The 19,704-nt window shown below is 70.5% G+C and carries 15 protein-coding genes; 4 read left to right on the top strand and 11 right to left on the bottom strand.

Annotated features, from left to right (window positions below; genetic code table 11):
- Positions 1 to 43 precede the first annotated feature (43 nt).
- From F1D61_RS13760 to F1D61_RS13750, 3 genes are all read right to left on the bottom strand, one after another.
- Positions 44 to 1,255, bottom strand: a complete 1,212-nt coding sequence (locus F1D61_RS13760; protein ID WP_203158499.1) for a hypothetical protein — start codon at positions 1,253 to 1,255, stop codon at positions 44 to 46.
- A complete protein-coding gene (locus F1D61_RS13755) occupies positions 1,252 to 3,309 on the bottom strand; it encodes a GumC family protein (protein ID WP_203158498.1) in 2,058 nt (685 codons plus the stop codon). Before F1D61_RS13755 ends, F1D61_RS13760 begins: the two co-directional genes overlap by 4 nt.
- A gap of 229 nt (positions 3,310 to 3,538) precedes the next feature.
- Positions 3,539 to 4,723 carry an acyltransferase family protein gene (locus F1D61_RS13750; RefSeq protein WP_203158497.1) on the bottom strand — a complete coding sequence of 395 codons (1,185 nt, stop codon included), beginning with the start codon at positions 4,721 to 4,723 and terminating at the stop codon, positions 3,539 to 3,541.
- A 229-nt stretch (positions 4,724 to 4,952) separates the two neighbouring features.
- Here F1D61_RS13750 and F1D61_RS13745 point away from each other — a divergent pair, with 229 nt between their 5' ends.
- The gene (locus tag F1D61_RS13745; protein ID WP_203158496.1) at positions 4,953 to 5,207 is read left to right on the top strand and encodes an acyl carrier protein; all 255 of its coding nucleotides are present in this window, start codon (positions 4,953 to 4,955) and stop codon (positions 5,205 to 5,207) included.
- Between the two features lie 818 nt (positions 5,208 to 6,025).
- Here F1D61_RS13745 and F1D61_RS13740 read toward each other — a convergent pair.
- From F1D61_RS13740 to nth, 5 genes are all read right to left on the bottom strand, one after another.
- Entirely contained in the window at positions 6,026 to 6,403 is a 378-nt protein-coding gene (locus F1D61_RS13740) for a hypothetical protein (RefSeq protein WP_203158495.1), read from the bottom strand.
- Between the two features lie 28 nt (positions 6,404 to 6,431).
- Positions 6,432 to 9,569, bottom strand: coding sequence for an efflux RND transporter permease subunit (locus F1D61_RS13735; protein WP_203158494.1), 3,138 nt, complete (start codon positions 9,567 to 9,569; stop codon positions 6,432 to 6,434).
- A 14-nt stretch (positions 9,570 to 9,583) separates the two neighbouring features.
- The gene (locus F1D61_RS13730; RefSeq protein ID WP_203158493.1) at positions 9,584 to 11,314 is read right to left on the bottom strand and encodes an efflux RND transporter periplasmic adaptor subunit; all 1,731 of its coding nucleotides are present in this window, start codon (positions 11,312 to 11,314) and stop codon (positions 9,584 to 9,586) included.
- An 87-nt stretch (positions 11,315 to 11,401) separates the two neighbouring features.
- Complete coding sequence (locus tag F1D61_RS13725; protein WP_203158492.1) at positions 11,402 to 11,827, bottom strand: hypothetical protein; 426 nt, start codon at positions 11,825 to 11,827, stop codon at positions 11,402 to 11,404.
- Positions 11,828 to 12,114: 287 nt separating this feature from the next.
- On the bottom strand, positions 12,115 to 12,900 hold the full coding sequence (gene nth, locus F1D61_RS13720) for an endonuclease III (protein ID WP_246775871.1): 786 nt from the start codon (positions 12,898 to 12,900) through the stop codon (positions 12,115 to 12,117).
- 20 nt (positions 12,901 to 12,920) lie between these two features.
- Between nth and F1D61_RS13715 the strand changes: the two genes are divergently transcribed.
- Entirely contained in the window at positions 12,921 to 13,457 is a 537-nt protein-coding gene (locus F1D61_RS13715; protein ID WP_203158491.1) for a DUF2244 domain-containing protein, read from the top strand.
- A gap of 114 nt (positions 13,458 to 13,571) precedes the next feature.
- Positions 13,572 to 13,835, top strand: a complete 264-nt coding sequence (locus tag F1D61_RS13710; protein ID WP_203158490.1) for a hypothetical protein — start codon at positions 13,572 to 13,574, stop codon at positions 13,833 to 13,835.
- 47 nt (positions 13,836 to 13,882) lie between these two features.
- Here the strand turns inward: F1D61_RS13710 and recD2 are convergent, their stop codons facing one another.
- The 3 genes from recD2 to F1D61_RS13695 form a co-directional block, all read right to left on the bottom strand.
- On the bottom strand, positions 13,883 to 16,111 hold the full coding sequence (gene recD2 / locus F1D61_RS13705; protein ID WP_203158489.1) for an SF1B family DNA helicase RecD2: 2,229 nt from the start codon (positions 16,109 to 16,111) through the stop codon (positions 13,883 to 13,885).
- A gap of 281 nt (positions 16,112 to 16,392) precedes the next feature.
- The gene (locus F1D61_RS13700; protein WP_203158488.1) at positions 16,393 to 17,226 is read right to left on the bottom strand and encodes an FkbM family methyltransferase; all 834 of its coding nucleotides are present in this window, start codon (positions 17,224 to 17,226) and stop codon (positions 16,393 to 16,395) included.
- Between the two features lie 94 nt (positions 17,227 to 17,320).
- Entirely contained in the window at positions 17,321 to 17,962 is a 642-nt protein-coding gene (locus F1D61_RS13695) for a DedA family protein (RefSeq protein ID WP_203158487.1), read from the bottom strand.
- A gap of 357 nt (positions 17,963 to 18,319) precedes the next feature.
- On the opposite strand from F1D61_RS13695, the gene F1D61_RS13690 reads away from it, so the two are divergent.
- Complete coding sequence (locus F1D61_RS13690; RefSeq protein WP_203158486.1) at positions 18,320 to 19,693, top strand: MdtA/MuxA family multidrug efflux RND transporter periplasmic adaptor subunit; 1,374 nt, start codon at positions 18,320 to 18,322, stop codon at positions 19,691 to 19,693.
- The last annotated feature ends 11 nt before the right edge of the window (positions 19,694 to 19,704 follow it).

Genomic DNA, 19,704 nt, shown 5'->3' with positions numbered 1-19,704 from the left:
GACCTCTCCTCGAACTCTGACATCCTGTCGGAAAACGGCCGGTCTACGCCTCCCGCTCCGCCCCATCCGCCGCCCCCAGCATGAACCACACCAGGGCCGCGGTCTTGATCGAGAACGGCGAGTCGCTGATGACGAGGAGCAGGCAGAGATAGATCGCCATGGCGCAGCGCAGACGCCAGCCGTCCGGGTTGCGGGCCGGCATCAGGGTGAACAGGCCCCAGGCCACCAGCGCGCCCGCCACCCCGATCTGGGTCAGGGCGTAGGCGTAGCCGGAATCCGCCAGGAAGAGCTTGTCGGGCAGGATGCCCCAGACGCCTGCGGGCGGCAGCGAGGTGACGAGGAGGGCGGCCCAGAGCAGGCGGCCCGCCATGTCGTTCTGCCAGGTCACCTGCATGCTCTCGAAGCCGTAGACCGCGAGCGCCAGCAGGATCGTGAAGGGCAGGGCGAACCAGAGCAGGCGCGGCAGGCGGTATCCCACCAGCATCGCCCCGGCGATCGCGACGCAGACATACGCGCCGAAGCGGGCATCGGCCAGGATGATGGTGATCGCCGCGCAGAGGAACAGCCAGGCCCGGCCCCGCATGGTGCGGCGGTAGAGCGCCCAGGAAAACAGCACCGCGCCGAAATTGCCGGCCGAGACCGGTTCGAGGAAGACCGAGGAGACCCGGTGCGGCCCGAGGAAGGGCAGGATGGTGCGCGAATCCGGCCGGATGCCGCTGGTGAACAGCGAGCCGGTCAGCTCGTTGATCTCGGAAGGAGACATGCTGCCGCGGGCAACGTAGTAGCGCACGATGTTGAAGTATTGCTGGTAGACGTCGAACAGGCCGTACTCGAACAGGCCCATCACCACCACGATGACGCCGCTCGCCAGCACCGCCCGGTCGGCGCTGCGCAGGTCGGGCGAGCGCCTCCCGAGATTGTAGAACACGACCGGGATCAGGAAGTCGCGGATGCCCTTGACGTCGGTCGAGCCGCGCAAGACCACCAGCAGCAGCCCGTAGGTCACGAGCCCGGCGAGGATCAGCCAGGGCCCGGGGCGCTCGTCGAGGGCAAAGCCAAGGGTGAGCGCGATGATCGCCACCTCGGCCCCCATGACGGTGCCGCCCGAGACCGGGAAGCCGGCGGTGTTGAGGAAGCAGAGGGCGGCGTTGAAGACCAGCGCGCCGATCAGCACGGCGAACGCGACCCGCCCCTGGTAGGGTGCGCGCCAGTCGGCGGCCGGCAGCGTGGCGGCCGGATTCAGGCCGGCCGTCACGCGGTCCGCACCCGGCCGGGCACTTGGCCGGCCACTTGGCCAGGAGCTTGGCCGGCACCTTGGCCAGCGACTTGGTTGGGGATTTGGCCGGCACCTTGGCCGGCCGCCGGCCGCGCCGGCACCTGCCGGCGCAAGGGGGAAACCCGCCGCGCCTCGACCGTGACGAGGCCGAGCAGCCCCTGCGCCCGGAAGCGGCCGGCGCCGTCGAGGGTGTCGAGCAGGCGTTCCAGGCGGGTGCGGGTCATCCGGCCGGGGGCGACGACGAGGAGGATCGCGTCCGAGGTCTCGGGGATCGACAGCCAGGCATCGCCGCGGGCGAGGTCGCGCTCCGCCACGATGAATTCGGGCCGGGTCGTCCGCTCCGTCCCGCGGGCGGGATCGAGCACCGCGAGCCGGCCGCGGACCGGCGCGTCGGTGCGCGGGCCGTCGCCGAAGCCGAGACGGGCATAGGCCTGGTCCGGCACCAGGAGGGCGGGCTCGCCGAGGCGGATCAGCAGGTCGGTCAGGATCTCCGCCGCGTTCAGGCGCTCGGGCGCGAGCCCGTCGGACGCCACCGTGACGACCACCGACTGGCCGCGGCCGGCGAATCGGGTGCGCAGCTCGCGCGCCGCGGTGACCAGGGCCTCCTCGGCGCTGGTGCCGCGGCCGGCCCGGCGCGTCCGCTGCAGGCGGGCCCAGACCGGTGCGGCGGCCCCGAAGCCGGCGACCGTGGTGATGTTGCCGCGCCAGACGTCGTAGAGGAAGCCGAGGATCAGCCCGAGCACGGCGCCGAACAGGCCGGCGGCCACCACCACGATCGGGGCGGGGGTATCCGAGGGCTTGAGCGGCGCGGTGGCGCGCGACACGATCTGCGAGTTGCTCGGGTTGATCGATTGCTGCTGCTCGAGGTCCTTCGTCCGGTCGAGGACGAGGTTGTAGGTGCGCCGGATCGCCTCCGCCTCGCTCTCGAGCTGGCGCAGGCGGATGCCCTCCTGGTTGCTGCTGGTCTGGTTCTGGATCAGCCGCTCGGCGCGGGCGCGCAGCTGGCGCAACGACTCCTCGGCCCGGCGCTGGTCCTCGTCGATGGTGCGGCGGATCCGGTCGGCCTCCGCGGCGATCAGCCGGGCGGTGGCGGCGCGCTGCGCGGCGAGCGCGATCATCTGCGGGTGGCTCGGCCCGAGGCTGCGCGACAGCGTCGCGAGTTCCTGGAGGGTCTGGGCGTACTGGGTGCGCAGGGAGACCATCACCTGCGAGGTGTCGGCCTCCGGCACCGCCTGGACCTGGCCGTCCGGCACGCGGAGCGCGCGCACCACCTCGCGCCGGGCCGACAGCCGGGACAGGTTGGTCTCGGCGGCGGTGATCTGGGTGTAGAGGTCCTTGAGCTGCTGCGACACCAGCAGCCCGGCATCGCCCGAGCCGATCAGGCCCTTCTCGGCCCGGTAGCGCTCCACCGCCACGTCGGCCCGGTTGAGCTGGGCGCGCAGGTCGCCGGCCTGGGTCAGCAGCGCCTCGTTGGCCCGGCGCACCGCCGAGACCCGGTCGCGGGCGCCGGTCTCGAAGAACTGGGCCGCGATGGTGTTGGCGATCTCGGCCGCGCGCCGCGCATCCGGATAGGCGACGGTGAGCTGGAAGTTGAACGAGTTGTCGACGCGCTTCACCACGATGCGCTTGCGCAGGGCCTCGAGCGCCACCACCTCCGGATCGGCGCCGGGCGGCATACCCTTCATCAGCACCGGATCCTCGGCGAGGCCGAGCTTGGCGATCACCGGATCGAGGAGCTTGGTCGAGAGCAGGATCAGCCCCTGGCTCTCGAGGTTGGCGAAATCGAGCGGGGCCGGGGCGTCCTGGCGCGACAGGCCGCGCCCGACGATCTGGAGCGCCTGCGGGTCGATCAGGAGCTCGACCGTGGCGCGGTAGGTCGGCACCTGCCGCAGCGCGTAGAGGCCGCCCAAGGACGCCATCACGCCGGCGCTGGCGACGATCCAGACCGCGCGCCGGCGCGCCGATCCCCACAGGTCGGCCAGCGTGCCGCCGGTCCTGCGGGTGGTGGCCGCGGCGGACTCTGCCGTCGACATCTCGTGCCCCTGCCTCATGCGACTTCCGATCGACGATCCGGAGATCAACTCCGCTCATCTGTCACGCCGGCCGGAAAGCGGGTTCCCTCGACACTCGTTCTCGGTGGGGACCGCTTTTCGACCATCCCTGATCAGGCAGGGCACGGACAGGAACTTAGTCGCAGGTCGGTTACCGATCCGGCCGCCGATCCGACCGCCGGGCCATGCCAAACTGAGACAGGTCCGGGCGTCAGCGCACCATCAGGGTCGCGCCGTCCGCCGGGACGGGCTCGGCGGCCGCGGCGAGGCGGGCGTCGTTGCGCCGGAACCAGGCGAGGGCGGGGCGCTCGACCAAGCGGTAGGTGAGGGCGGCGAGCGGCACCGTGGCCGCCACCAGGGCGGCGGCGACCGCGAGGTTGGCGGGCCCGGAGCCGAAATCGAGGAAGCGGTCGTGCCCGAGGATCACCGTGCGCGGCAGGCCGATGCGCGGCTCGGCGGCGTGCATCACGGCCGTGAAGACCTGGATCACCGGCAGGTGCAGCAGGTAGATCGAGAACGACCACCGGCCGAGGGCCTGGGGCGCCCGAGCCCGGGCGAGCCCCGACGCTGCGCCGCCCTGGTGCGAGAACAGCGCGATCGCGGCGGCGAAGACCAGGCTCGCGCCGTAGCCGAGCGGCCCTTGGGGCAGCGCCAGCACCAGGGCCGGCAACACCACGAGAGCCAGGATCTCGGCTGCGGTCGCGGCGGGGCGCGGCAGGCGGACCAGGTCGCGCAGGCGATAGGCGAGGCAGCCCAGGAACAGGTCGAACAGGCAGCGCAGGATGCCCCAGTTCTGGATCGCGAACAGCGTGCGCGGGCTCACCCACCACAGGGCGAGCGCGCTCAGGGCCGCGAGCCCGGCGAAGGCGAGGCGGGCCCGGGGGCCCACCGCCAGCACGGTCGCGGCCAGCACGATCGAGGCCCAGAACTCGACCGCGATGCTCCAGGACGGGAAGTTCCAGCTGTAATCGCCGAAGGTGCGGAAGTTCTGCAGGAACAGCAGGTTCGTGACGATCTCGATCGGGCGGTGCGCCGCGCCGAAGGGCGGCGTCGCGGCGGGCAGGCCGGGATGGTGCGACAGAACCAGGAATCGCACCGTCTCGATCACGACCAGAAGCCCCAGGGTGAGGGCGTGGAGCGGCCACAGCCGGCCGAAGCGCATCAGCACGAAGCGCAGGACCTGCCGGCCGCTCGCCAGCCGGTCGCCATAGGCGTGCAGCAGCACGAATCCCGACAGCACGAAGAAGATGTCGACGCAGACTTGCAGGTTCGGGAACCAGGCCTGGTGCTGCAGCGGATGGGCGAGCGGCATGTGGAAGAACGCCACGGCCAGCGCGCAGACGCCCCGCCCCGCATCCAGCGCCTCGAACCGCCCCGACCCAACCCGTCCGCGCATGGAAGCCACCCGTGCCGTTCTCGAACAACCTCGTCCCGTCCGGGCACGCCGCCCGGGACATCGCCCCTGTCGCCGCAGGATCGATGCCGGGCGAGACGCCGAGGGACATCCCCGGTCAGCCCGGGCGGCAATGCTGGCTGGTATTGGTCGATTCACCAGCAGCACCGATTGCGTTTGATTTCCGGCCTGTATCTGTCTAAGCAAGAGAAGCAGAGAACGAGGTCGAACGATGGCGTCCACCCAGGAAATCCGGACGATTCTGGCCCGCCACGGCAACCTCGCCCGCACCCTCGACCGGCTCTCGGACGACGCGTGCCTGTTCGACAACGGACTCGACTCGTTCGGCGCGGTCCAGGTGATGATGGACCTGGAAGAGCATTTCGGCCTCGAGTTTCCGGAACACCTGCTCAGCCGCGAGATCTTCTCGACCGTGCGCAACATCCAGAGTTTCGTGTCGGGGCAGGTGGTGCGCAAGGCGGCGTGAGCCGGCTCGACTGGCGCAACGACATCACGACATTGCCGATCGTCTCGACGCCGCGCGGCGTGGTCTAGATGACAGGGCGCACAGCGGTATCCGGAAGTTTGAAAGCAGCCAAATACTCGTGATGTCCCGAGAGCCCGTTTGGTCCAATCATCCTGTCGATCCGGCACTGACATCGCCGCTTCACTGCGTCATCCTGGGGCTCGGCGCAGCCGGGAACCAGGGATGACGGTGGAGGGTTCGAGTTCGATTACCCGATCAAACAGACCCTGAGCCGGATCGAACAGGATTTTCAGCTCAAGACTTGAGGCGGCCGAGACTGTCCTACCCTCCCACCTCATCCTGAGAGCCTGTTTGAGCAGGATTTCTACCCAATATTTGAGGCAGATGGGATCATCCTACCCGCTAACCTCATCCTGAGGTGCGAACGAAGTGAGCCTCGAAGGAGGGCTCCAGGGATCGCAGAGGCTTCTGGAGCCCTCCTTCGAGGTCAGTCGATCTGTGATCGACTAACACCTCAGGATGAGGTGGAATGGTAGGATTTCTCCTGATTTTTCTCAGTTTTTGTCAAATCACGCTGCTCAAACAGGCTCTGAGGTGCGAGCGTAGGGAGCCTCTAAGGAGGGCTCCAGAAGTCTCGCGACCCCTGGAGCCCTCCTTCGAGGTCAGTCGATTTTCAATCGACCAACACCTCAGGATGAGGTCGTGTGTGGGATCAATCAAGCAGGTTCCGAGAACGCCGAACCCAAGACCTCCGGCCTCATCCCGGGTTCTCGTCTGCGACGAGCCTCGGAACGATCGCGAGAGCATCGATTCCCCGCTCAGTTGAACTTGCCGCTCGCCGCCGCGCCGTCCGGCCCGGTGATCTGCACCACGCCCTTCGGGTTCGCGCCGAGGGCCACCTCGGCCTCGCCGGCGAGTCCGGCTGCGGACGGGACCAGGACCACGCGGGCCGGCTTGCCGCCGACGACCAGGATCGCCGTCCCCTTGAAGCCGGCCGGAGACACCGCCTTCTCCTTGGCGTCGTAGATCGTGACCTCGACCCGCCGGTCCTTGGTCACCAGTTCGATGTGATAGGGGCCGGCCTCGACCAGGCGCCCGCCATGGTGCCCGGTGCCCTCGTGGGCGCAAGCCTTGTGAGCGCAGACGGGCAGGGCGAGGGCCAGGGTGCCGGCGGTGAGAATCTTGCGGATCGGCATCGTGTCGGTCTCTCTTGCGGTGAGGGGATCAGTAGAGGTCCGCCGGCGCGGCGCCCGTCGGTGCGCCCGCCGGCACGGTCTCCCGCGCCGCCATCAGGCGCTCCAGGGGGCGGCGGCCGAAACGCAGGATCAGCACCGGCGTCAGCAGCGCGTCGAGGAGGGTGGCAGTGACGAGGCCGCCGAAGATCGTCACCGCCACCGGGTGCAGGATCTCCTTGCCGGGGCTCGCGGCATCGTAGAGGAGCGGCACCAGGGCGACACCGGCCGAGAGCGCGGTCATCAGCACCGGGGTCAGCCGCTCCAGGCTCGCGCGCACCACGAGATCCGGCCCGAACGGCACGCCCTCGTGCAGCGCGAGGTTCAGGGTGTGGCTGACCTTGAGGATGCCGTTGCGGGCCGCGATGCCGGTGAGCGTGATGAAGCCGATCATCGAGGCGACCGAGAGCGGCTGCCCGGCGAGCCACAGGGCGGCCACCGAGCCGATCAGCGCCAGCGGCACGCTGCCGAGGATGATCAGCGCCAGCCCGCCTGAGCGGTAGCGGCTGGTGAGCAGCGCGAAGATCAGCCCCAGCGAGACCAGCGACAGGGCGCCGATGGTGCGGCTCGCCTCCTCCTGCGCCTGGAAGGTGCCCTCCAGGCTGGCGAAGGCCCCCGGCGGCAGGGTCTCGGCGGCCACGACCTTGCGGATCGCCGCGATGATCGCCGCCATGTCGGTGCCGGGTACGGTGTTCGCCATCACGACGAGGCGCCGGCGCCCGTTTTCGCGCAGGATCTGGTTCGGGCCGTCGGTCTCGCGGATGTCGGCGATTTGGCGCGCCGGCACCCAGCCGGACGGCGTCTCGATCAGGAGGTCGCCGAGACCCGCCGTGGTACGCTGCGCCTCGGGCAGGCGCAGGACCACGTCGAAGCGGCGATAGCCGTCGACCACCGTCGAGACCAGGCGTCCGTTGGAGAGCCGGCTGATCTGCTCGACCACGGCCGCCGGCTGTACCCCGTAGAGCGCCGCCCGGCCGTAATCGACGCGGATCTCGAGCTGCGGGATCCGGGTCTGCTTCTCGACCTGGAGGTCGGCGAGGCCGGGGATCGCCCGCATCCGCTCCTGCAACGCGGCCGCCGCCCGGCGCAACGCATCCAGGTCCTCGCCGAAGATCTTGAGGGCGATCTCGGCCCGGACGCCGGACAGCATGTGGTCGAGCCGGTGCGAGATCGGCTGGCCGACATTGACCGAGACCGGCAGGACGGCCAGCCGCCGGCGGATCTCGGCCACCAATTCGGCCTTCGGCCGGCCGCCGCCTTTGAGCGCCACTTCGAGGTCCGAGGAATGGACGCCCTCGGCATGCTCGTCGAGCTCGGCCCGGCCGGTGCGCCGTCCGACCGCCGCGACCTCGGGGATCTCCATCAGCAGGCGCTCGGCGATGGCGCCGACCCGGCTGCTCTCGGTGAGCGAGATGCCCGGCGTGAAGGCCATGGTGACGGTGAACGAGCCCTCGTTGAACGGCGGCAGGAAGGCCCGGGGCAATTGCGAGGCGGCGATCCCGGCGCCGACCACGAGGGCGACGACGGTGCCGACGAGCAGGCGCTGGTGGCGGAAGACCACTGCCAAGGCGGCGGCGTTGGCGCGCTTCAGCGCCCGGATGAAGCGGCTCTCGTGCTCCTCCAGGCTCTTGAGGCCAGGCAGCAGCCAGGAGGCGAGGACCGGCGTGAGCGTGATCGAGACGACCAGGCTCGCCAGGATCGACACGATGTAGGCTTGGCCGAGCGGCGCGAAGAGCCGCCCCTCGATGCCCGAAAGGGCAAAGAGCGGCACGAAGACCAGCACGATGATCGCGGTCGCGTAGACGATGCCCGAGCGCACCTCGTTCGAGGCCGCCACCACCACCTCGAAGACCGAGCGCGGATGTCCGGCGGCGCGGTTCTCGCGCAACCTCCGGAAGATGTTCTCGACATCGACCACCGCGTCGTCGACGAGCTCGCCGATCGCGATGGCGAGCCCCCCGAGCGTCATGGTGTTGATCGACAGACCCAGCAGGTGGAACACCAGGGCCGTCGTCAGGATCGAGACGGGAATCGCGGTCAGCGAGATCAGGGTGGTGCGGAGGTTCAGGAGAAACAGGAACAGCACGAGCGCCACCACGGCGATCGCCTCGACCAGGACCCGCTCGACGTTGCCGATCGAGGTCTCGATGAAGTCGGCCTGCCGGAACAGGATCTTGTCGGCGGAAATGCCGGCCGGCAGCGAGGGCGCGATGTCCTCGAGCGCCGCCTCGATCGAGCGGGTCAGCGCCACCGTGTCGACGTCGGGCTGCTTCTCGACCGAGACGATCACCGCAGGCTTGCCCTGGTAGCCGCCCTCGCCGCGCTTGGCCTTGGCCGCGAAGGAGACCTCCGCCACCTGCCGCAGCCGCACCGGGGCGTTGCCGGCAGCCCCCACCACGAGGTCGCGCAGATCCTCCAGGCTCATCGTGCGGGCGATGTTGCGGATCAGGTATTCGCGCGAATACTGGTCGGTGAAGCCGCCGCCGGCATTGGTGCCGAATTGCTGCAGGGCCGCATCGAGCTGGGCATTGGTGACCCCGAGCGCCCGCATCGCCGCCGGGTTCGGGGCGACGCGGAACTGGCGCACCTCGCCGCCGATCGGGATCACCTGCGCCACCCCCGGCACGGTGAGGAGCCGCGGGCGCAGCACGAAATCCGCGGTCTCGCGCAATTCCATCGGCGAGAGTTTTTCCCCCGTCACCGCGATCAGCAGCACCTGGCCCATGATCGAGGAGACCGGGCCCATCTGCGGCGTCACCCCGCGGGGCAGCTGGTCCTGGACCAGGGCCAGGCGCTCGGCGACCTGCTGGCGGTTGCGGTAGATGTCGGTGCCCCAGGCGAACTCGACATAGACCACCGACAGGCCGACGCCGGAGACCGAGCGCAGCCGGGTCACCCCGGGCAGGCCGTTGAGCCGGGTCTCGATCGGGTAGGTCACCATCTGCTCGACCTCCGGGGGCGCGTAGCCCTCGGCCTCGGTCATGATGGTGACGGTCGGGCGGTTGAGGTCGGGAAAGACGTCGACGGGGAGCCGGGTGAGGCTGAAGGCGCCGTAGAGCACCAGCACGAGGGCCAGGGCCAGGACGAGCAGGCGGTTGCGCAGCGACTGCGTGACCAGGAAGGAGAACATCTTTTCGTGTCTCCCTACCGGACCTGGTCCAGGAGCTCGGCGCCCTGGACCACCACGCGGGTGCCAGGGCTCACCCCGGCCTCGACCAGCACCCGCGTGCCGTCGAGGGGCGCGACCCGCACCGGCTTGGCCTCGTAGCGCTCGGCGCCCGTATGGGCGTAGACCACGTCCTGGCCGTTGGCGGTGCGCACCACGCTCGCCCGCGGCAGGGCGAGGCCGTGCTGCTCGGCATCGGTGGCGGCCAGCACGGTGACGAACTGGCCGACCCGCAGGCCCTCCGTGCCGCCCTGGATCGCGAACTGCACGGGAATCGCCTGGTTGCGGTCGGCGAGCCCCGCGCCCTGGTAGGCGAGCGGCAGGGTCCGGCCGTCCGCCATCCGCGCGGTGGCGTCGGCGGCGGGCGTCAGGGCATCGAAGCTCAGGGCCTCGACCCAGAGCCGTTCGGGGTTGACGATCTGGAACACCATCTGGCCGGACGCGGCCATCTGGCCGGCCACCGCCGCGGCTTCCGCGATCACCCCGCCGACCGGGGCGGTGAGGACTTCCGGCTCCTGGCGGATGCGGTCGAGGGCAGAGCGGCGGTCCTTGAGACCCTTCAATTCGTCCTGCGCCTCGTCGAGCTGGACCTGCGAGACCGCGCCGCTCGGGCTGAGCTTCAGGTAGCGGTCGACCCGGCGCTGGACGATGGCGATCTGCTGGTCGAGCTCGCCCTGGCGCTGGCGCATGTCCGACAGGTCTACCCGCTGCACCGGCGGGGTGACCAGGGCCAGCGCCTCCCCGGCGCGGACCTTGGTGCCGAGCCGCGGGAAGGTGCCCGAGGGCGGCGGCGCCAGGCGGCCGCCGACCGAAGATTGCACCACGCCGCTGGCATTCGGGTCCGGGATGATCCGGCCGGGCAGCGACACGGTGCGCCGGAAGGCGCCCTCGGCCGCGACCTGCGTGCGCAGGGAGAGCAGGCGCTGGGTCGGTTTGGGCACGAACACCGCCCCGTCGCCGAGGCGCTGGGCGAGGTCGGCGGGCGAGGCCACGAAGGCCGCGCGGGTCTCGGGATGCCCGCCGTCATGGGCGAAGGCGGTGGCGCCGAGCACCAGGGTCGCGGCCAGCAGCAGCACGGCGAGGATGGCTGCCCGGCGCCCGGCCCGCATCAGCCCCATGGCGGCGAGCCCCAGGGCGAAGCCCCCGGCGGCGGCGAGGCCGGCGCCTGGATCGCGGGCGGCGATCCGCTCGGTCAGGCCCTCGGTGAGCCGGTGCAGCCAGCCTTCGGTCTCGTGCGCAGTCTCGCGACCGGCGTCGTGGGCGGGCTCGGCGGGTTTCGGCAGCGCGACGCTGAGCGGCAGCACGTCCACGTCGGCACCGGCCGTCACCGTGACGACGAGATCGAGGTGATCCTCCTTCGGATCGCGCGTCGCCAGCCAGGGCGCGGGCAGGCGATAGCTGCCATCGGGGGCGGGTTCGGCGGTGGCGGGGCCGGCCGGCGTCTCGACCTCCAGGGTGGCGTCGGTGATCGGTTCAGCCGTCGCGAAGCGGTCGAGATAGAGCACCAGGGCGTCGCCGCGGGGGATCGCCACCAGCTCGAAGGCGGCAGAGGAGGCCTCGCCCCGCGGCGCGATGGTCTTGGAGACCGGCGGCTGTGGCGCGCCGTGGTCGTGGCCCTCATGGGCCTGGGCGGAGAGGAACGGCAGCGCCAGGAGGGCGAGCGCCGCGGCCAGCGCACGCGGCGCGGCCGGCAACCGGAACGGGGACATGGGGTGAGTGAACCTTCGCGGACGGACGTCTGGAAGCGCCCGCGGGCAGCCGCCGTCAGGGCGGCGCGCCGGCACGGGACGCGGGCGTCAGGCGAAGGGTCGTGGCGGACGGGCGGGGGAGTCCGGAGCGATGCCGGAGGGCACGAGGTCCTCGTCGGCGATCAGGCGGCGGGCCGGGGTGAGAACCGGGAACGCCGCCAGGCTGTCGGGCAGCAGGCCGGGCACGCAGCAGGAGGCGCCCATCAGGCAGCACAGCCCGTTGCAGGGCCGGGCGGCGGGCGCCTCGTCCGGGTCGATGGCGGTCAGGCGCGGGCCTTGCGCGATGGTGCGCGCCTCGGCCAGCGTCAGCGCCACCGCGGCGGGTGCGGATCTCTCGACATGGGCGTGACCCTGGTGGGCATGACCTTGATGAGCCTGCGCCGAGGAAACCCCGACCACCGACGCGCCGACGCACGCGGCGATCAGCACGATCACCACGGCCATGAGGCGCGCGAGGGGACGGGGCAGGGTCATGGTGAAACGATACCAGATTCGGGCCCGGAAGGAAGCGGGGGGAGCGTCGGGCTTCGGCCCGGCATCGTCTCGAAGCCTGTTTGGCTGATCGGCGGATCCTCTCCCATCCGCGACCTCATCCTGAGGTGTCAGTCGATTGAAAATCGACTGACCTCGAAGGAGGGTTCCAGGGATCGCAACGGTATCTGGAGCCCTCCTTCGAGGCTCCTTTCAGTCGCACCTCAGGATGAGGTCGCGGGCGGGATGAAGATCCCTCGCGATCCCGATCTCTCGACTCGAACCGGCTCTCACCCCGGCCCCTTCGTCTTGTCCGGATACCGGCACAGGTCACTGATCGCGCAGCGCCAGCATTCGGGCTTCCGCGCCTTGCAGGTGTAGCGGCCGTGCAGGATCAGCCAGTGATGGGCGTTGAGGCGGTAGGGCTCGGGCACGATCGCCTCCAGCCCCGCCTGCACCTTGTCGGTGGTGCTGCCGGGTGCGAGCGGGATGCGGTTCGAGACCCGGAAGATGTGGGTGTCGACCGCGATGGTCGGCTCGCCGAAGGCGACGTTGAGCACGACGCTCGCGGTCTTCTTGCCGACGCCGGGCAGCACCTCCAGGTGCTCGCGCGCCCGCGGCACCGCGCCGCCATGCTCCTCGATCAGGATGCGCGAGAGGGCGATGACGTTCTTGGCCTTGGTGTTGAACAGCCCGATCGTGCGGATGTGGTGGCGCACCACCTCCTCGCCGAGCGCCAGCATCGCCGCCGGGTTGTCGGCGCGGGCAAACAGCGGCGCGGTGGCGAGGTTGACGCTCTTGTCCGTCGCCTGGGCCGACAGCACCACCGCGACGAGGAGCGTGTAGGGGTTGAGGTATTCGAGATCGGAGCGCGGCTCGGGATTGGCGGCGCTCAGTCGCGCGAAGATCTCCCGCAAGGTCGCGGCATCGACCGGCTCGGGCGTCGTCGCCCGGGCGGTGAGGGGCTTCACCAGTCCCGCCTTGGCAGAACCCGCCTTCGCGAGGCTCGGCTTGGCGAGCCCCGCCTTGGCAGGTGCGGTGATTTTGTCGGGGGCGGCCTGCTTCCGGCGAGTCATGGGTGCCTTATATTGGGCCGATGGCAAGCGGCAAGGCACCGGACGACGCAAGGACGCGGCACCCCTACGGGCGCGACCCGGACGCGATCGAGCGCCCGGTCTTCTCCGCGACCATCCGGCCGCATTGCTCGCTGTCGCGCCTCGGCTTCCGGGTCGTGATGGTCGCCTGCGGCGGCGTCGCCCTGGTGACGGGGATCGCCTTCCTGCAGATGGGGATGTGGCCGGTCACCGGCTTCTTCGGCCTCGACATCGCCGCCCTGTGGCTGGCCCTCACCCTCAACGCCCGCCGCGGCCGCTCCTTCGAGCAGGTGGTGATCAGCCAGATCGAGGTGCTGGTCGCCCGCGTCAGCCATCGCGGCGAGCGGGCCGAGTGGCGCTTCAACCCGCTCTGGACCCGGCTGCACAAGGTCGAGGACGAGGAATACGGCTTGCTGTCGCTGTCCTTCGTGTCGCGCGGGCAGCGGGTACTGGTCGCGCGGGATGCCTCGCCGACGGAGCGGCAGGCGGTGGCGGATGGGCTGACGCGGGCGCTCGCGGAGGTCAAGAAGGGGTATTAGAGAAACACTGTCGCGCTTGTGACCACCGGGCGGGTGCTCATGCTGACATGGCTACTTCTCGGCTGTTCCTGTATCTTGCTGCTCCAACTCGTCTTTCCACCGCAGACACAGGCGATGCTGCGCGAGTGGGAGACCAAGAACGGCCTGGAGATCGTCGCAGCGCAGCGCCGCAACAATCCATGGACGCTCAAATGGGGCTGGGCATCAGGGGCTCAGAAATTCGTGTCGGTGCTGGTCAGGGACACGCATACCGGCGAACGGTCGGAGATGGTTTTGTGCCTCGGGCATATGATCTTCGGATTGAGAGCAAAACGAGTGCGGATCTGCGAGATCAAACCAGTCGCGCACCCGAGCCTGCCTGCGAAGGTGGTTAGCTAAACCGTCGAGATCCACGAAGCGACATATCGGCAAGAGGCATAGCCCCGCTAATCGGGCGAGATGCTTACCCTGGGCCGTCTTCCGACCCGCCCCTTGATTGGCTGGCGCAACCACTCCGCCAGCTTCGTATATCGCGGTTTCACCCCACCCCGCACCGCGATCGCCACCGCGCGGGACTGCGCCACCAGCACCACCAGCCGCTTGCCGCGCGTCACCCCCGTATAGAGCAGGTTGCGGGCGAGCATCGTGTAGTGCTGGAGCGCCACCGGGATCACCACGGCGGGGTATTCCGAGCCTTGCGACTTGTGGATCGTGATGGCGTAGGCCGGGCTCAGGGCGTCCAGTTCCCCGAACGGCCAGGTCACCTCGCGCCCGTCGAAGCCCGCCACCAGGAGGGCCTCCTCGGGATCGACCCGCAGCACCACCCCGAGATCGCCGTTGAAGACCTCGCGGTCGTAGTCGTTCTGTCCCACCATCACCCGGTCGCCGGGGGCGAAGACCCAGCCGAAGCGCTCGACCGAGACCGGCGGGTTCGGGTTCAGCACCCGCTGGAGCGCCTGGTTGAGGTGGCGGCTCCCGAGCGCGCCGCGGGTCATCGGGCAGAGCACCTGCACGTCCTTGACCGGATCGAGGCCGAAGCGGCGCGGGATGCGGCGGGTGACGATCTCGACCAGCTTCTCGGCCCCGGCCTCGGGATCGTCGATCCCGACCACGAAGAAGTCGCCGTCCGGCGTGTCGGCGCCTTCCGGCATCCGCCCGGCATTGATCCGGTGGGCGCTCGCGACGATCCGGCTCTCGGCGGCCTGGCGGAACACCTCGGTGAGGCGTGCGACCGCAAAGCGGCCGGACTCGATCACGTCGGCGAGCACCCGGCCCGGCCCGACCGAGGGCAATTGGTCGACGTCGCCGACGAGCCAGAGGGCGGCGTGGCGCGGCAGGGCCCGGGTCAGCGCGTTCATCAGCGGCACGTCGATCATCGAGGCCTCGTCCAGCACCAGCAGGTCGCAGGAGAGGGGGCTGTGCTCGTTGCGCTGGAAGCCGCCATGCTGCGGGTCGATCTCGAGCAGGCGGTGGATGGTCCTGGCCTCGCGGCCGGTCTGCTCGCTCATCCGCTTGGCGGCACGCCCCGTCGGGGCGGCGAGCAGCACCGTGGCCTCCGCCGCGTCGAGCATCCGCAGGAGCGCGTCGAGGGTGCTGGTCTTGCCGACGCCGGGGCCGCCGGTCATCACCGCGACCTTGGCGTTCATCAGCGTCGCGGCGGCCGCGCGTTGCGAGGGCGAGAGCGGGCGGCCGGTCTCGCCCTCGACCCGCGCCAGGGCCGCGCCGGCATCGATCTCGTCCCAGGGCAGGGGCGCGTCGTCGAGGGCGACCAGCCGCTCGGCAATCGTCCGTTCCGCCGCGTGCAGGCCGCGCAGGAACAGGTGCGGCACGTCGGCAATCGTGTCCATCACCACCGACTCGCCGCCGATCTCCTCGACGAGGGCGGTGCGCAGGAGGCCCGCCTCCACCGCCAGCAATTCGGCGGCGCGGGCGATCAGGTCCGGCACCGGCAGGGCGCAATGGCCGTCATCCATCGCCGCCTGGAGCGCGTAGGCGAGGCCGGCGCGCAGGCGCTCGGGGGCGGTCGGCGGCAGGCCGAGCTTGGCCGCGATGGCATCCGCGGTGCGAAAGCCGATGCCGCGCACGTCGCGGGCCAGCCGGTAGGGATCCTCGGTCATCACCTGGACCGCATCGGTGCCGTAGGTCTTGAAGATCCTGACCGCCCGGGCGGTGCCGACGCCGTGGGCATGCAGGAAGACCATGATCTCCCGCACCACCTTGTGCTCGGCCCAGGCGGCGGTGATCCGGGCGGCGCGGGTCGGGCCGATGCCGGAGACCTCGGTCAGGCGTTCGGGCTCGGCCTCGATCACCGCGAAGGTGTCGGCCCCGAAGGCCTTGACGATGCGCTTGGCCATTTCCGGGCCGATGCCGCGCATCTGGCCCGAGGCGAGGTAGCGACTGATGCCGTCGACGCCGGTGGGAGGGGTCGCCGCCAGGGTGTCGGCACGGAATTGCAGGCCGTGCTCGCGGTCGCTGACCCAGGCCCCGGTCGCGGTCACCCACTCGCCCGCCGCCACGGCGGGAGCGTGGCCGATCACCGCCACGAGGTCGCGCCGGCCCCGCGCCTTGACCTTCAGGACGCAGAACCCGCTCTCGGCATTGTGGAAGGTGACGCGCTCGATCGACCCGGCGAGGGCGTCGGGCGAGCGGGAGGGCGGGGGAGCGAAGGCGGCCATCGGCGCCCGTGAAGATCGGAAGGGGGCGGGGAGGCTGCAAGGGTGATGGCGGGGTGCGTGTCGTCGTGACCGTTCCGAGCCGCTTACATCCTCCTCCCACCCTCAACCTCATCCTGAGGTGTTGGCCGATCGAAGATCGGCTGACCTCGAAGGAGGGCTCCAGGGATCACCGAGACTTCTGGAGCCCTCCTTCGAGGCTCCTTTCAGTCGCACCTCAGGATGAGGTCGAGGGTGGGATCGTCGAGTCGGGCAGAAGCCCGAACGATGTCGAAGCGCCTCCTCTACCCCTCCCGCTCGAAGATCAGGTTCAGCCGGGTCTGGGCGATGCGGCGGTAGCCGTGGCGGGTGAGGAGGGCGGAGAGGTCGGTCTGCCACAGGTCGGTGCCGTCCTCGACGATGAGGAGGCGCGGGTACAGGGATTCCGGCGCCTGGCGCAGGAACGGCTCGAGGATCAGGTCCTCGGCGCCCTCCACGTCGAGCTTGACCGCGTCGATCCGGGTTAGGCCCTCGCCGCGCACGAGATCGAGGAGGGAGACCGCCGGTACCCGGATCGCCGCGCCCTCGTTGGTGCCCACCACCTTCAGGCTCGATTCGCCGCGGTTGCGCGGATCGACGAACAGGGTCATCTCGCCGGTCTTGTCGGCCACCGCGCAGGCCACCGCCTTGACGCTGCCGAACGGGTTCTGGGCGATGTTGTAGGTCAGCTTGTCGAAGATGTCCGGCTGCGGCTCCACCGCCAGGATCCGCGCGCCCGGGCCGGCGGCGGCGGCCACGAACAGCGCGTAGGCGCCGATATTCGCCCCGATATCGAGGAAGACGCAATCCGGCCGCATCCGCTCGCGCAGGATCCGGCGCTCCAGCGGATCGAAGAACTGCGGGGTGAAGAGCACCTTCTTCTCGCAGTTGTTGTTGTAGGGGTGCAGCCGCATGCGGGCGCCGTAGCGCTCGACGTCGAGGGGCCGGCCGCGCAGCAGGTGGATGGCGGAGCGGCGCAGGAACAGGGCGAGGCGGCGCGCGCCCCAGTTCGCGTCGGGCAGGCGCTCGGTGCGTGAGACGATCCAGCGCACGAGCCCGGCGGGCGCGTAGCTGCCGAAGGGAGGGGTGGTCTGTGTCATCGGGCCTGTTCGACCCCGCGTGGAGGCGAGGTGGGAGTATCGTGGCGCGCCTCATGCCACCCGCAGGCGCAGCCGGCAATGATGGCACGCGGGATCAGGCCAGCGGGCCCGGGATCGCCAGTTCGGCCTCCTGGGTCAGCCGCGCCTCGTGCCGGCGCACGAACAGCCACAGGGCGATGCCGCCGAACACCACGACGGCGAGGAGCGTGAGGCCGATCGGCCCGACGACGTGCTCGATCGAGCGGCCGCACAGATAGGCCCCGAAGCCCATCAGCGAGGCCCAGGCGATGCCGCCGGCGGCGTTGAACAGGAAGAAGCGGCGGGCGTCGAACTGGTTCACCCCGGCGAGCAGGGCCGCATAGGCGCGCAGCATCGCGGTGAAGCGGCCGAAGAACACGATCTTGCCGCCGTGGCGCCGGAACAGGTACTGGCCGAGCTTGAGGCGACGGTGGTCAAGGGCGATCTTCGCCCCGTGCTTGAGCAGCAGCGGCATGCCCCAGCGCCGGCCGACCCAGTAGCCGAGATTGTCGCCGATGATGGCGGCGGCGGCCGCCGCCAGCACCACGAGGCCGATGCGCAGGTTGCCGGTGGAGCCGGCATAGACGGAGGCCGAGATCAGCGCGGTCTCGCCCGGCATCGGCACGCCGGCGCTCTCGAGGGTGACGATCAGGAAGATCGCCCAGTAGCCGTAATGGGAGATCAGGTCGGCGACCGGGAGGTCGTGGAGGAAGTGCATCGGCGTACCGTGGACGATCGAACGACGGCGGCGCCATGTCGCGCCCCGATTCCCGGAGATAAGGGCTTCGATCGTGGCACTTCCAGGGCAGGTCTCGCGGGGCAACGTCAGGGTGGCGTTCAGCAATCGTGAGGCAACATCGTCGTCGTACTGGCGACGCATTGCCGTGCGGAATGGGCTTGGCCGTGCGGAATGGGCCGGAAGGGCGCCTTGGCGGATGTCTTGCCGGGGGCGACGTGCCACAGGCGCGGGCTCGCACCGGCGGCACGACATGAGAGGCGTCGCGGGGGGCGCGGCAGGTATACCGGGCTCGGTGGGGCCAGGGTTGGTGGTGTCAGGTCCGGGTTGTCCAAAGCGATGAACGAGTTGTCTCCCATCCGGACCGACGATGCGGTCGAGGCGCCACCCCGCCGGCGCGGTCGCGGGCTCGCGTGGCTGATCGTGCTGCTGGCGCTCGCCGGCGGCGGGTACTGGGCCTGGCGCATCTACTTCCCGGACGGGTTCAAGCGCCCCGAGACGCAGCAGGCCGGAGCCGGCCGGCGCGGCGGGCGCCGCGGCGCGGGCGGGGAGGGGCCGCAGGCGGTCGGCATCGCCACCGTCCAGAAGGGCGACATGCCGGTGGTGCTGTCGGGCCTCGGCACCGTGACGCCGCTCGCCACCGTGACGATCCGCTCGCAGGTGAGCGGCTACCTCACCCAGATCGGCTTTCGCGAGGGCCAGACCGTCAAGGCCGGCGACTTCCTGGCCCAGATCGACGTGCGGCCCTACGAGGCGTTGCTGGCGCAGTACCAGGGCCAGCTCCTGCGCGACCAGGCGTTGTTGCAGAATGCCCGCCTCGACCTCGCCCGCTACCAGACGCTCAACCGGCAGGATTCGATCTCGAAGCAGAACGTCGACACGCAGGCCGCGACGGTCAAGCAGTACGAGGGCATCGTCGCCTCCGACCAGGCGCAGATCGACCAGCAGAAGCTCAACATCTCTTACGGCCGCATCACCGCGCCGGTCGAGGGCCGGGTCGGCCTGCGCCAGATCGACCAGGGCAACTACGTCACCGCCGCCTCGACCGGCATCGTCGTCGTCACCCAGCTCCATCCGATCTCGGTGCTGTTCACCCTGCCCGAGACCGTGCTGCTGCGGGTGATGGACCGCCTGCGCGCCGGGGCCACCCTGCCGGTGCGGGTCTTCGACCGGTCGGACACGACCGAGATCGCGCGGGGCAACCTCGATACCGTCGACAACCAGATCGACGTGACGACCGGCACGGTGAAGCTGCGGGCGCTGTTTCCCAACAAGGACGACCGGCTGTTTCCCAACCAGTTCGTCAATGCCCGCCTCGACGTGGATACGGTGCGCGACGCGGCGCTCGTGCCGGCGGCGGCGGTCTTGCGCGGCACGCCCGGCACCTACGTCTATCTCCTGACGGGCGAGGACAAGGTCGCGGTGCGCACCATCGAGACCGGCGAGAGCGACGGCGTGCGGACCGTGGTGACCAAGGGACTGGCGGTCGGCGACCGGGTGGTGGTGGATGGGACGGACCGGCTGAAGGACGGGGCGTCGGTGCGCGTCACGGGAGGTCGGCCGGAGAAGGCGGCCGGGCCGGAGGCGCAAGCGAAGCCGGCGGAGGGGGAGGGCGCGGCTGCCCCGGCGCGCCAGGAGGGTCAGCGCCAGGAGGGTCAGCGCCCCGAGGGCGAACGCCCGCATCGCCGCCGGCAGCAGAGCCAGAACCCGTGACCATGACTTGG

Source organism: Methylobacterium aquaticum (assembly GCF_016804325.1).
Taxonomy (GTDB): Bacteria; Pseudomonadota; Alphaproteobacteria; order Rhizobiales; family Beijerinckiaceae; genus Methylobacterium; species Methylobacterium aquaticum_C.
This window is presented reverse-complemented; position numbering and strand designations above follow the sequence as displayed.

Excerpts from the sequence above, each read along its gene's own strand:
- F1D61_RS13755 (WP_203158498.1), bottom strand. The coding sequence starts at position 3,309 with ATGTCGACGGCAGAGTCCGCCGCGGCCACCACCCGCAGGACCGGCGGC.
- F1D61_RS13750 (WP_203158497.1), bottom strand. The coding sequence starts at position 4,723 with ATGCGCGGACGGGTTGGGTCGGGGCGGTTCGAGGCGCTGGATGCGGGG.
- F1D61_RS13745 (WP_203158496.1), top strand. The coding sequence starts at position 4,953 with ATGGCGTCCACCCAGGAAATCCGGACGATTCTGGCCCGCCACGGCAAC.
- F1D61_RS13740 (WP_203158495.1), bottom strand. The coding sequence starts at position 6,403 with ATGCCGATCCGCAAGATTCTCACCGCCGGCACCCTGGCCCTCGCCCTG.
- F1D61_RS13735 (WP_203158494.1), bottom strand. The coding sequence starts at position 9,569 with ATGTTCTCCTTCCTGGTCACGCAGTCGCTGCGCAACCGCCTGCTCGTC.
- F1D61_RS13730 (WP_203158493.1), bottom strand. The coding sequence starts at position 11,314 with ATGTCCCCGTTCCGGTTGCCGGCCGCGCCGCGTGCGCTGGCCGCGGCG.
- F1D61_RS13725 (WP_203158492.1), bottom strand. The coding sequence starts at position 11,827 with ATGACCCTGCCCCGTCCCCTCGCGCGCCTCATGGCCGTGGTGATCGTG.
- nth (WP_246775871.1), bottom strand. The coding sequence starts at position 12,900 with ATGACTCGCCGGAAGCAGGCCGCCCCCGACAAAATCACCGCACCTGCC.
- F1D61_RS13715 (WP_203158491.1), top strand. The coding sequence starts at position 12,921 with ATGGCAAGCGGCAAGGCACCGGACGACGCAAGGACGCGGCACCCCTAC.
- F1D61_RS13710 (WP_203158490.1), top strand. The coding sequence starts at position 13,572 with ATGCTGCGCGAGTGGGAGACCAAGAACGGCCTGGAGATCGTCGCAGCG.
- recD2 (WP_203158489.1), bottom strand. The coding sequence starts at position 16,111 with ATGGCCGCCTTCGCTCCCCCGCCCTCCCGCTCGCCCGACGCCCTCGCC.
- F1D61_RS13700 (WP_203158488.1), bottom strand. The coding sequence starts at position 17,226 with ATGACACAGACCACCCCTCCCTTCGGCAGCTACGCGCCCGCCGGGCTC.
- F1D61_RS13695 (WP_203158487.1), bottom strand. The coding sequence starts at position 17,962 with ATGCACTTCCTCCACGACCTCCCGGTCGCCGACCTGATCTCCCATTAC.
- F1D61_RS13690 (WP_203158486.1), top strand. The coding sequence starts at position 18,320 with ATGAACGAGTTGTCTCCCATCCGGACCGACGATGCGGTCGAGGCGCCA.